The sequence below is a fragment of the Streptomyces griseoloalbus genome, from assembly GCA_014650015.1.
Classification (GTDB): Bacteria; Actinomycetota; Actinomycetes; order Streptomycetales; family Streptomycetaceae; genus Streptomyces; species Streptomyces griseoloalbus.
The window spans coordinates 69,540-83,822 of the sequence record BMUD01000008.1; the positions used below are offsets into that span (position 1 = coordinate 69,540).

1 protein-coding gene (cut by a window edge) is annotated in these 14,283 nt (G+C 74.7%); it reads left to right on the forward strand.

Translation table 11 applies throughout. The features are described from left to right. Positions 1-14,283, forward strand: the 5' end (the start) of a protein-coding gene (locus tag IE178_RS14475; protein WP_193512535.1) for a lonely Cys domain-containing protein. It continues 25,305 nt past the right edge of the window; only the first 14,283 of its 39,588 coding nucleotides appear in the window; its start codon is at positions 1-3; its stop codon lies beyond the right edge, outside the window.

Consider the following 14,283-nt stretch of genomic DNA (forward strand, 5'->3'; position numbering starts at 1 on the left):
ATGAGCATCATGCCATCGCCCGAGGTCAACGCGATGATCTTCATCCTCACCGGGGAAAGGCTCATCGACGCCGACGAGGACCTCGCCTTCGACAGCCGCCGGCCCTACTCCGGTCTGGGCCGCAAGCTCGACAGGATCTCCTCGCTGATCGACAAGTCGGTCCACGACATCGCCGAGTCCATGCCGGACGACCTGGCCAAGTCGTACGCCAAGGCGATGGGCATGCTCATCGACGACGGCGGCAAGAACTACCTGCGCGAGTTCGCCGAGCAGCTCGACAAGATCGCCGAGGGCCGGCGCAAGACCTCCATGGACATCATGGAGTCCAAGTGGCAGGTCATCGCCGAGGTCATCCGGCTGCTCATCGAGATCGCCATCTACCTGGCGATGTCCTTCTTCACCGGAGGCGCCTCGGCCAGCCAGATCATGATGGCCAAGCTGCGCAGCCGGTTCATGATCCTCACCACGCTCAGCCATCTGCTCCAGCGGCTGCATCTGGCGCCCTCGCTGACCGAGGCGTTCGCCGAGGCGTTCACCACCTTCGCGGTGCGGCTGGCGATGATGAACTTCGCCCCGGACGGCCGCCGCCCCGACGGCATCGACTGGAGCGACATCGGGAAGGCCGCCGCGTTCGGTGCCGCCGCGGGCGGACTCACCAGCATTTTCGACAGCTGGGCCAGGAACATCGTCAAGAGTTACGACAACAACTTCCTCAAGGACGGCCCGGACCTCGACTTCAAGAACAACCCCCCGAACCTGAAGAACGACGGTCCCGGCCCCGACCTCAAGAACAACGGCCCGAACCACAAGCCGAACCCGGACCCCACGCCGGGCCCCAACGGCCCCAACGACCGTCCCGACCCCACTCCGTACGACGGCGGTCCGAACCCCACGAACACGCCGACCACCTTCCGGAACGACCCGCTCTCCTTCCGCAACAACCCCAACCTGTGGCGGAACAACCAGATCTGGCGCAACAACGCCGACCGGCCGGGCGCGCTGGCCGGGCACTACGGGCTCAAGGGCACGGCCGACTTCCTCGCCGCCGGCTCCGGCGAGGCGCTCGCCGAGATCCTCATCAAGGGTGCCTTCGACGGCGACTGGTCCACCAGCTGGACCACCTTCGTCGGCGCGGGCCTCAGCAGCCAGGTCGAGGCCACGCTCACCGACACGGCCATCAACAGCGGTGCCGAACTGCGTCACGCCATCGACAACCTGCGCAACCGGCCGCTGACCGTCTCCGGCGGCGGCAACGATGCCGACACGCGGGACTCCGCCGGTGCCCCGGGCTCGCGCGACACCGACGCGGACGGCGACGGCGCGGACCGCACCGGCGGCCCTTCGGGCGCGGGCCTCACGGGCGGCAACGGCTCCGCCCTCGCCCCGCCGCCGCCCGTCACCGCCCAGAACACGGGCCCCCAGGGGGACTTCACTGGCAGCGAGGCGCCCCCGCCGTACGTCGCGGAGAACCCGCCGCCGTACTCGACGCCGGAACCGCCGCCGTACACCCCGGGCACGCTGCCCGTGACCGCCGCCGAGAACGCGCTGTGGCAGCAGGTCCACAACGGCTCCGCCGAGGTCCGCGAGCAGGCCCTGCGCGACATCGCCGCCCTGCGCGGCTCCCCGCTGCCCGCCGGCGCCGAGATCGGTGTCCGCGACGGCCTGCACAGCAGCCTGTCCCAGCTGCCCGAGGTGCGGGTGGTGCCGGCCGGGAACGGCCCCGCCGCCGAGATCGACGCCGACGAGGTCCGCCGCGCCCTCGACGGCTTCGGCACGCCGGTCACAGTGGACACCCCGCTCACGGGGACGTCTGGTGGTGCGGGGCTGGGTGCGTCGGGAGGCGCAGGGCTGGGGACGTCCGGGGGTGCTGGGCTGGGGACGTCGGGTGGTGCCGGGCTCGGTGCGTCGGGTGGCTCGGTCGGCACCAACGGGTCGGTGGACACGGCCGACTTCACCGCCGGTTCCTCGGGAGACGTCGCCGGGCAGGACGACGGACAGACGTCGCCGACGCCGGGTGAGGGCCTGGGGGACACGGGCTCGGTGGCCTCCGGGGACACCGGCGGTACGACGACGCCCGGCACGGGGACGTCCGAGGCGCCCGGAGCGGGACCGTCCGTGGCTACCGGGCCGGACACGTCCACTGCCTCTGGGCCGGGTACGAACGTCGCGCCCGGGGCGGGCGGTTCGGCGACGCCCGGCACCGGAACCGCGGCGCCCGGTACGGGCACGTCCTCGGCATCCGGGAGCGGTACGTCCTCGACGTCCGGAGCCGGTAACTCCTCGGCGTCGGGCGGCACCGGGGCCCGGGCGAGTGGCACAGGCGCTCCCGGCAGCAGCCCGGCCGCCCCCTCCGCCACGCAGCCGCCCCCGGCCACGCGTACCCCGGACGGCACGGTCGCGGGGGACGGCACGCAGATCACGGCGGACGACGGTGCGCAGGGTCCGCAGATCTCGCAGACCCCGGAGACCTCGGAGACGACGGAGGCTTCGGAGTCCACGCAGACCGCGGATTCCTCCCCGTCCCCGGGGACCACGACCTCCCCGGAGACCACCTCCTCCTCTCCGGAGATCCGTACCTCTTCGGAGACCACCACCTCCCCGGACGGCCTCGCGGCTCCGGAGCCCGGGCCCACGCCCGCACCGGAGACTGTCAACTCGGCCGATTCCAACGACACTTCGGGGTCTCCCGAGAGCGTCACCGGCACGGCCGCCGATCTCACCGGTGCTCCGCCGGAGGTGAGCACGTCGAGTTCGTACGGCGACACCGGCGACACCGGCGACACCGGCGACGTACGTGACCTGCGTGACGCGAGCGACGTTCGTGACGTGAAGGGCGGGCCCGGGGACCCCGCGTCCACGCAGGCGCCGCCGTTGACGATCGTGGTCTCGCAGGTGCCGCCGCCGGGTGAAGGGTCGCCGGAGGCGGCCGAGTTGCTGGACGGCGCGGGGACCGACCGGGCCGTGGTGCTCGGGCCGGCGGTCGCGTCGGACGGGGCGGGGCGCCCGGTGCGTGCCGCCGTCGAGCTGACCCGTGAGGCGCCGGGTGCCCCCGTCAAGGTCCGCCCGCTGACCGGCCCGCCGCCCGCCGTGACGCCGGACGGCGGCAGCACGGACGTCATCGCCCCGGGTGCCGAGGACAAGTCCGGCAGCGACACCGACACCGCGTTCCCGGGCGCGGACGTGCTGCTGCCGCTCGCCGACGCACTCGGTGTGGTGCCCGACCCCGCTCCCCGTCCCGTCACCCAGAGCACCGGGACGGCCGACGGCGACAGCGGTCCGCTCACCACCGACCCGGCCAAGCCGCCGAAGACGGTCTCGGAGACGGCGCCGCCCACCCGCGGCAACGGCACCGGCCCTGACTCCACGGTCACCCCCGAGCCCGCCGCCACCAAGATCGCCACCCTCTCCCGCCCCTACACCGAGCCGGCGACCGACCTCCACCTGGAGTCCGGCAACGACAACAGCGACAGCGACAGCGACATCAACGGCCGCGGCACGGCCGAAGGGGTGGGCGGGTCCGGCCCCGGCAGGGGCGGTACACCGCCTCCGCCCCCGACCACCACCCCGTCGGGCGACACCGCGCCGGTCACCAACGTGACGGCGCCGCCGCCGGGGCGGATCGTGGTGCGGGCCGCGGGGCAGCCGGCCGTCACCACGCTGGACGGCCAGTCGGTGCCCGTGGCACAGCTGCGGCGGCTGGTCCCCGACACGGCCGTACGGCCCGAACCGGGGCGCGCGGTCCAGACGCTGACCATCTCGCAGGGGCCGGCCGAGGACGGTACGGCACAGGACGCGGGGCGGCGCGCGCTGCTCGGGCAGGACACGTTCCGCGGGGTGCGCACCACGTCCGCCGCCCCGGCCCCGACAGCCGCCCCGCCCCGGGGAACCGCCTCCGAGACCGTCGCGGAGCCACCCGTCCGCCGGACCGTGTTCACCGGCCCGCCGGCCGCGCTCCCCGGCTCCGGCACCGAGCGGGGTGCCGACTACTTCGCGGGGCACGGCACCCCCCGTACCGTCACCCTCGGCACCGAGGACGCGGCGCGTCCCACCGTGAAGGTCAGCGGTGTGCAGCTCGGCGAGGTGCTCAAGTCGTGGGCGGGCGACGGCGACCGGGACCGCCCGCTGGTGCTGTTCTCCTGCGAGACCGGGCGGCAGCCGGAGGTCGCCGGTCTGCCCGTGGCGCAGCACGTGGCGAACAGGACCGGACGGCCGGTGTACGCGCCGACGACCGAGGTGGGTACGGCCCGTGACGCGGACGGCAACGTCCGCGCGGTGCTCACCGAGGGCCCGGACGGGCCGGGGCGGTGGCGGCTGTTCACCCCCGAGCCCACCGGCGCCGACCTGGACGCGCTGGCGCGCGACGCCGGCCTGCACGCGGGTCCCGGCCCCGCCGACGCCTTCGCCCTGGCCCGTACCCTCCAGCAGGTCCGCACGCTGCGCGGCGCCCTCGGCCCGGACGCCGAACAGCGGCCGGAGAACCGGGAGCTGCTCGCCGGGCTCGCCCACGTGGACGGCCTGCGCTGGCTCGACCCGGGCACCGCGGCCCGCTACGGCGACGGCCGGATGACCCCGGACCTGCTGGACCGGATGGTCACCGACTGGCACGCCGCCACGGGCGGCACCGCCGTCGATCCGGCGACCGGTCCCACCCCGGAGCAGTACACCGCGTTCCTGCGCGCGGCGGCCGACCTGCGGGCCGCCGCCGGGCCGGACACCACGCTCGACGTCCTGCTGCCCCCGCCGCCGCCCGAACTGCCGCCGTCCACGCTGGTTTCGCGGGAGGACGCGCGCGGACTCTCCTACGCGCCCTCGGCGAAGATCGCCTGGGCGCTGTCGGACGCACCGCTTCCGCTGTCCGATCTGGGCCTCGGCCCCGAGGACACCGCCGAGCTGGCACGCCGCCTGCACGACCCGGCGCCCGCCACCACCGCCCCCGCGGAACAGCGGTCGTCCCTCCCGCCGGCGCCGACCGAGGTCAACGCGGCCACGGCGCGTCAGAGGTTCGGGATGCCGGAGAAGAACTTCAAGGGCTTCCGTGACGTGTCCCGGAACAACAGTCTGGTCATCGATGTACGGCCGACCAATCCCAGTGCCCCGAAGTGGCTCGAGTCCGGGGCGATGGCGAAGCCGCAGGAGATCAAGGCCAAGACCGTCGACGCGATCGACACCTTCCTCGGTGCCGATCCGGGGACCGTCGGGCTTGTGGGGTATTTCAGGCCGGTCCTGCCTGAGCCGGGGTCGGTTCCCGAGGGGCAGTGGGACAGGGTCCTGTCGCGTTTCAACCAGCGTTCCACGGAGTTCCGTGAGCTGGCCGCGTCGATGGCCGCGTACGAGGCGGAGAACAGGTTCGTCGTCAGGGACGGGGTGGTCCACGGTGTGGACGAGGACGGGGAGCGGCGTCCTCTCACGGGCGACCATGACGTCTTCGACGTGTCGACGCCGGGCGGTACGCGCGTCTCCGGTCCGCGGCACGACGCGCTGATCGAGGAGATGCGGGGCAAGGACATCGCCGTGATGCACGGCGCGCACATGTTCTGGAACCCGTCGACCGCCTTCGACAAGTCCGTCTTCGACAAGGTGGTCGATTCCCACCAGGGCCCGGACGGTGAACCGCTGCTCCGGTTCCGCCCCGGCAGCGAACACGCCGAACTCACCTGGCCCGCGCCGCTCGGGACCGGTGAGGTCAACGCGGCCACGGCGCGTCAGAGGTTCGGGATGCCGGAGAAGAACTTCAAGGGCTTCCGTGACGTGTCCCGGAACAACAGTCTGGTCATCGATGTACGGCCGACCAATCCCAGTGCCCCGAAGTGGCTCGAGTCCGGGGCGATGGCGAAGCCGCAGGAGATCAAGGCCAAGACCGTCGACGCGATCGACACCTTCCTCGGTGCCGATCCGGGGACCGTCGGGCTTGTGGGGTATTTCAGGCCGGTCCTGCCTGAGCCGGGGTCGGTTCCCGAGGGGCAGTGGGACAGGGTCCTGTCGCGTTTCAACCAGCGTTCCACGGAGTTCCGTGAGCTGGCCGCGTCGATGGCCGCGTACGAGGCGGAGAACAGGTTCGTCGTCAGGGACGGGGTGGTCCACGGTGTGGACGAGGACGGGGAGCGGCGTCCTCTCACGGGCGACCATGACGTCTTCGACGTGTCGACGCCGGGCGGTACGCGCGTCTCCGGTCCGCGGCACGACGCGCTGATCGAGGAGATGCGGGGCAAGGACATCGCCGTGATGCACGGCGCGCACATGTTCTGGAACCCGTCGACCGCCTTTGACAAGTCCGTCTTCGACAAGGTCGTCGATTCCCACCAGGGCCCGGACGGTGAACCGCTGCTCCGGTTCCGCCCCGGCAGCGAACACGCCGAACTCACCTGGCCCGCGCCGCTCCCGACGACGCCCGACCCGGACCGGCCGGCGAGCCCGGCCGGCGACCTGACCCTGTTCAGCAAGGGCCCCGCCACCCCCGGACCGGCGGACACCGTGCGCGCGGACGGCGTCGTCTTCCAGCGGCTGGACACGCCCGGCGGCGGCAACAGCCTGTTCCGGGCGCTGCTCGACGGCGCGCGCAGCCGGGCCGTGCCGCCCGCCTGGGCGGCGCGCGACATCGCCGGACTGCGCCGGTTGCTGCGCGACCGGATCACCGGGTCCGAACTGGCCGCCGCGGCCGCCGAGGCGTCCCCGGACCCGGTGCTCGCCGTGGTGGACGACCTCCGGATGGGCGCCCTCGCCGGGACGGCCGACCCGGACGAGCAGAGCCGGATCACCGAGGACTGGAACCGGATCGCGCAGGCGGTCGTGACCGACGGCGACGCCGCCCAGTGGCAGGGGATCCTCCGGGACAGCCCCTACCCGCACCTCGCCGACGTGGTGCCCACCCCCGCCGCCGCGCGGCGGCTCGGCACCGGGGAACTGATCGCCGCGGCGGCCGAACTCCCCGGGCTGTGGGCCTCTCCCTTCGCCGACGTGCTTCCGCAGGCGCTGGCCCACACCCTCGACCTCGACCTGCGTCTCGTCCAGCCCGACCCGCAGGCGCCGGGGAACACCGTCGTCACCACGCTCCACCCGGGCGGCCGGGGCGGCACCCTGCACCTGGCGTACAACGGCACCGACCACTTCGACGCGCTGGTCCCCGCGGACGCCCCGCTCACCCCCGTACCGGACCAGGGCCCGGACACGACCGCCCAGGACCAGGCGACGACCTCCACCGCCACGGACGGTTCCACGACCAGCCCGACCCCGGACCCGGCCACCCCGGACCCGGCCACCCCGGACCCGGCCACCCCGGACCCGGCCACGCAGGACCCGGCCACGCAGGACCCGGCCACCCAGGACTCGGACGGCTCCGACCCCTTCGGGGAGTGGCTGCGCGGCATGGGCGGCATCACCGACGTCTACGGCCCCGACGCTCCCGACCGGGGCTCCCCGGTGCCGCTGGAGACCCAGCTCGAACGGCACCGCCCGGCCCGGCTGATGACCGGTCAGGACGTGCGCCCGCCGGGGCCGGCACCGCGCACCGTCACCTTCGACGACGGCAGCCGGCTGCCCGCCGCCCTGCTCAGCCCGGACGCCGATCCGCACGACGGGAGCCCGGACGGGCGCACGAACGGGACCCCGCGGACGACCGGGCTCTTCACCGGCCTCGGCGCCGTCACCCTGCGCTCGCCCGAGCAGGTGGCGCAGGAGATCCTCGGGAAGCTGCCGGAGAAGCTGCGCGCCCAGTTCGACGAGGCGGAGCTGCTGCGTCTGCTGACCGACCAGCCCGGAGCCTTCACCGCCCCGCGCGGCGCCCGCTTCGTGGGCCGGGAGAAGTCGGGCGTCGGCCACGAGATGACGGTCGAGGCGGTCCCGTACCACCGCTGGGAGCGCTTCTCCGAGGTGAACGGCGGCACCACCCGTCTGGACAGCATGCGGCGCGGGCAGGCCGGCACGGGCGGCGGGCGCAGCGTCGGCTTCGGGCGCCGGATCGCCGCGGGTCTCAGCATGGGACCGCCGCTCAACTGGCTGCTGAAGATCGGCCTCTCGCTGGGCTGGACCCGCAGGACCGACTTCACCCTCGGCACCCAGGCCTACAACCAGTCCGAGTACCGGTCCTACGAGGGGTCGCACCTGCACCTGGACGACGTCTACTACCGGGTGCGCGTGGACCGGGTCACCGAGGCGCCGAGGACCGGCGGCCGGGACACCGCGTCCGGCACGCCCGCACCGGTCCTCCGCTGGGAGCGCAGCGAGGTGCACAGCGCCGGGTTCGCCGTGCGGGACGGTCTGAGCTGGCGGCTGCCCGACGACCTCACCGTGCCCTTCACCGGGCCCCGGCGGGCCCCGGAGACGCTCACCTTCCCGGACGGGGCCGAGCCGCGGGCCACCGACGTCACCGCACTGCACCTGGTGGACCCGCCGGAGGACCTGGCGCTCGCCCTGTCCACGGCACGGCCCGGCAGCTCCGCGCACCGCACCCTGGTCTCGTACGTCCGTCCCGGGCGGCTGCTCGCGCTGTTCGGGCGGTTCGCCGGGCCGGTCAGCGGACCGGAGCTGACCCGGGGCGGCAGCCAGCACCCGCTGGGGCACCTGATCGTGGAGCGGTCCATACCGCACCGCGGCACCCTGGTCGCCGAGTCGCTGAAGACGGAGGTGCGCGACCTCGCCCAGACCACGTACCAGAACCAGCGCGCTCACGTCCGCGACACCCGCTTCGGCATCCAGGTCACCTCCGGGCCCAACTACCAGCTCGCCGGCCCGGAGACGGACGTACGCCTCCAGGGCGGCCCGCTGGTCCGGGGGGACTTCAGCACCGGGCGGAGCCACTTCCTCGGCACCGAAGCGGCCCGCAAGATCACCGCGCGCATCCGCAACCACCCCCTCGCGCTGTACCGGGTGGAGCGCACCCTGATGGTGCGCATGGCCGGTGAACCGCGGTCGGCGGTCCGGCCGGTACGGGTGGTCAGCCTGGACTGGATGTCCACCGAGGACGCGCGCCGGCTCGCGGGCTGGGACAGCCGTACGCCCGGACGGACCGGACCCAACCCGGACGCCGAGCCGCCCGTGCCGTGGTACCTCACCCGCGAGGACCCGGTGCACCTGGGCGGCCAGGTCCGCGCCGAGGGCTTCGTCCCCGAACGCCCGCGGACCGATCCGCTGTCGAGCCAGCACCAGGAGCAGGGTCAGGGCCAGGACCAGGAGCAGGGCCGGAACCCCAACCCGAGCCAGAGCCAGGACCCGATCCCGAGCCAGGACCGGAACCCGAGCCAGAGCCAGAGCCAGGACCAGGACCAGGACGGGCGGCCCGCCCCCCAGGACCCGTCCCGGGACGCTCAGGAGCCCGAGACCGCGCAGAAGCCCCTGAGTGTCTTCGCGGACGCCGTCCTCGACACCCTGCACCGGTCGTACCCGTCGTTGTTCGTCCCGCCGTTCATGCTGCGGCACCCCCGGCTGGCCACGTTCTGGTACGGCGACGGGCGGATGCGGACCGCGCGGTACAACGACCGCCAGGTGCGCGAGGCGCTCAATCAGCCGTCGCTGGCCCAGAGCCTGGACGAGCTGACCACCACGGGCGTGCAGGTCACCCTCACCGAGGACGGCAAGGTGCGACGCGGCCACCACACGCTGACCCTGCGGGCGCGGCTCACCGACCGGCGGTTCGAGACCACCTTGAGCGAGCGTTCGCTGCGCAACGCCGTGACCGGCACCGAGGTCTCCGGGCAGGGACAGCAGGCGTCCAGCACCCTCTCCGCCGGCGTCGAACTGGGCATCTCGCCGCGTGACCACGACAAGGTGCCCGGGGTGGGGCTGCCGCGCCAGACCGGCAGCGTGTCCGTCGGCGCCCGCTACGCCCTCACCGACCAGAAGGCCACCCGCAGCACGGTCGCGGTCAACCACGACAACCTCACGTTCCAGAACGGCGCCGACCTCTACAGCTACCGGGTGGAGCTGGGCGCCTCCTTCGAGGGGCACCGCCGCCCGCGCGGCTGGGCGCGGCTCGCCTCGCTCGGGGTGCTCGGCGCGGGCGTCTTCGTCAGCAGGGTCGAGGACCGTCCGCTGTTCAGCCGGGGCAACGAGACCGTGGGCCGGGTCGAGCTGGCCGTGCCCGCGGTGCACGGCTCCCACCGGTACCCCCCCGCCGACCCGCCGACCGCCGGCACCGGGGCCACCCCACCGGCGGCGGCGCCCGCGCCGCGGCGGCTCTCCGCCACCGAGGCGGACCAGCTCCTCGACGGCACCCGCCCGCTGCCGAGGGGCGACTCGGCCGACCGGCGGCTCATCCAGCGGCTGCTGAGCGCCCCGTACGCGGTGCTCGGCACCGAGGGGGGACAGCGGCGCCAGGAGCTCATGCAGGACACCGCCGACCGTGCCTCGGGCACCTCGTGGCACGTCAGCGCCCCCGGTACCCCGGTGCGCACCGCGCTGCGCCGGGCCATGGCGAACCTCAGTGTGGCCGGGCAGCTCGGCCAGTACCTGGGCCCGTTCGGCTCCCGCATCACCGGACTCAACGGCGCCGGGCCCGTGCAGACCCACTACCTGAAGGCCGCGATCCGCGGCGAACTGCACAACCTGCGGGTCAAGAGCGACCCGAAGCCGTCCAGTCTGGAGGCCACCCTCGGCAACGAGCACCGCGTGGCCGGCAGCGCGAGCACCGTCTCGCGCACCACCCTCGGTCTCCAGGGCTCCCACATGCCCCTCCAGCAGGCCCCCGGAGAGCAGGCGCTCGTCGGCTCCTACTCGACAGCCCTGCAGTACGCCTGGGGCAGGGGCCGCGGCCTCACACAGACGCTCACCCGGGGACGCAACACCACCGTCGCCTTCGCCGGCCGGATGTACCTGGTCGTCGCCGACGCCGCCGAGACCATCGCGGTGCGGGACCGCTGGACGGCCGCGATGGGCACGGCGGGCACCCGTGCCGGGGAGCTGGTCAGCTCCGCTGCCGGGCGGCTCTCCGAGCGCCTCGGCAACCGCCTCGCCCCCCGCCGCGCCGCCGCCGCGCTCCAGCACATCCGTGACGCGGTGATGTTCCACCTGCCGATGCAGGACGCCATCGAGGCCGGGCTCGCCCCGGACGGCCTCGACACCAGCACCCCGCGCAACCTCGGCGGCGGCTACCGGGTGCCCGCCTTCCTGCGCGGCCGCCGCTTCCCCACGCATCCCAGCGGCCAGCTCGACGCGAGCCCGGTGGTGCCGGGGCTGATGGCGCAGCTGGAGAAGATCGGGGTGCCGTCGCACGACCGGGAGCAGGTCCTCCAGCGGCTCTCCCCGGACTTCCTCCGCAGCCACCTGCACGAGCTGACGACCGACGGGCTGGCCCTCCCGGTCCGCTACCGTGCCTGGTCCCGGCCGCACCACCTGACGGTCGGCGGCAGCCCCGGGCAGGTCCGCTTCCGGCTGACCCCGGTCACCACCACCGTGGAGCGGCTGCGCACCGGCATCGAGATGGAGGACGTCCGCAGCACCGGGCGCGACGACTCCGACGGTGTCTCCCAGGACCGCGGCGCCGACCTCACGTTCAGCGCGGGCCAGCGCGCGGCGAGCAGCGGCATCCTGGTCGCCAACCCCTCCGTCCAGGGCACCGCGGCCAAGCAGCGGTCGAGCACCCGCACCGACACCGTCGGCAGCGTCACGACGCCGAACATCGCCACCACCCAGGCGCACGCCGAGATCGTCACCGGCTACACCCTGACCGTCACCATGGTCGACGCGTCCGGCGACCCGCTCGCCCCCCACGCCACCACCCCCGTCGGCAGCCTCCACGAGATCGTCCCGGCCGGCCTGCTCACCCCGGACGGTGACGGCGCCGACGGCGCGCTCACCGAGCAGGACGTGCCGGAACCGGAGCGCGCGATACGGCTCCTGACGGCCGAGCAGGCACGCCCCGAGGGCATCGCCGCCTGGCGCACCTCCGCCGCCGGCGACCCGTCCGGCGGGCCCGACCCGGACGTGCTGCCCTTCGACGAGCGGATCGGCGCCGGCCTCCTCGCCGTGGACGTCCGGGGCGCGGACCACGTGCGGGACGCCCTCACCCTGGCCACCGCCCGCGCCGACGGTTTCGGCGACGGCGACCTCGGCCGGCGGCTCACCGGCAGCACGCTCGACGGACGCGTCCGCATGGCCCGCCACACCCCGCTCACCGGCCTCGGCACCGCCCCCGCCGAGGCCCAGCAGGAGGCCACCACACAGGTCGGCCTCACCGCCGCGTTCCGCGAGGCGCTCGGCGCGGACGGCTCACCGCTGCCCACCCAGGCCTCCGCCCGTCTCTTCGGCCAGTTCCACACCGCCGACTCCCGCCTGTACGCGAAGATGCACCGCCGTGGCGCCCGGCTGCTCGCCGTGGAGAACAAGCCGCGCATGGAGGCCATGCGGCGCACCAAGGCCTCCGACGCGATGGAGTCCGGCATCACCGACAACGTCGAGGGCGCCGTCGGCACCGCGCCGCTGGCGGGCACCAGCAACGCGGGCATGACCAACCCGGGTGCCACGGTCCCGATCGGCGGTTCGAACGACGGCACCACGCTCAAGGGCACCACGGACACCCACCAGGCCACCCACGTCAAGGTGGTCGCCGACCGCAGCATGCTCTTCGCGCTGCCGGTGACCTGGCTGTCGGTGGCCGAGGCGGACCACCGGCTCACCGACAGCCGCCCGCTGCGCGCGCTCGGCAAGGCCAGGCGCGGGCCGCGCGGCGCCGAGAGCGAGACCACCGCCCTGGTCTGGCTGCGCGAGGACGTCGCCCGGGAGTACGGCCTGCTGGACGACGGCACGTTCCCCGACGAGGTCGGCGCGGCCTGGGACGACCAGGCGAAGGCGGCGGGCGACCTCGCCACGGCCGAGCAGCGCTACTACGACGCCCGGGCGCGGGCCCGCGAGACCTGGCTCGACCTCAGCGCCGAGGAACAGGCCGCGCTCGGCGACGGCCGGCCCGACCTGCCGACCGTCCTGCCGCGGGCGGTGGCCGAGTCCCCGGCCGTCGCCGCCTGGCAGAACGCCCGCGAGGAGGTGCGCCGCTGGGAGCAGCGCACCGGTGACGCCGCCGCGGACCACCACCGGCTGCACCTCGCCGCCTCCCGCCTCACCGCCCACCACCAGGGTTCGGCCACGGTCCCGGTGCCGGACCGGCCGCAGGAGTACACCGAGCCGGAGTGGCGCTCCGAGGCGCCCGAGCCGTACACGGTCACCGACGGCACCGACGGCGCCCCCCGCACCCTCACCTCGCCCGACGGCGGTACGGTGCGCGAACTGCACGACGTGCCGCACGACGGCGCCTCGTTCTTCCACGCGCTGCTCGCCGCCGCCGGGCAGCGGGGCCGGCTGCCGCACCTGCTCGGAACCGACCTCGCCGGCCGCTTCACCGCCGCCCCCGGCGACCCCGCGGTCACCGCCGAGGCCGTCGGCACCGCCCGTGACCGGCTGGCGTGGGCGCTCGGCGAGGACCGCAACCAGGACCTCCTCGACGCCCTCGCCCTGGACGTCGAGGACACGTTCACCCAGGCCGAGATCGACGCCGCCGGAGTGACGTTCACCCCCTCGCAGCAGGCCGAGTTCGACGCGCTGGGCCGGCTCCCGGTGACGTTCTGGCCGACCCCCGAGCAGCGGGTCGCGCTGGCCGTCGCGGCCCTGTCCCGGCCCTTCACGGCCGAACCCCGGCAAGGCGGCGGGCCGGACACGGAGGCGGGTGGCACGCGGGGCGTGGACGTTTCGCCGGCCGTGCCCGAGCGCCGCGCCGGTGACCACGGCGGCGCCGACCTGCTGCCCGCCCTCGCCGCGCGCGTCCTGGGCACCCCGCTCACCGTCGTGACCGGTGAGGGACACGAACAGCTCTTCCTCCCGCCCGGCACCGACCCGGCCGCCGTCGACCCCGCCGCCGACCCGGTCCTGTTCACCGCCGACGGCTTCTTCCACGCCGCCCTCCCGCCCGGCACCCCGCCCCCGGCCGCCACCCCGCTGCCGGCCCCCGCGGCCACGACGGACCCGGGAACGGGCACCGGTACGGACAGCGGCGCCACGCCCGCGGCGCAGCAGCCGCCCGCGCACCGCAGCCACGCCACCCCGCCCTGGATGCCGCCCGCCGACAGCACCGGCCCGCGCTACCGCCTCGCCCGCGACGGCGTGCTCACCGCACCCGACGGCGCCACCTACACCCAGGGCACCGTCACCGGCCGCGGCAACGGCTTCTTCGGCGCGCTGTCCACGGCCCTGAACCTGGCCGCCGAACAGCCCGGCCTCGACCGGCGCGAGGCACGGCGACTGCGCAACCGCGCGGACTCGCCCCCCGCCCGGCTGATGCGCCTGAACGGCCTGCCCGGCACCCCG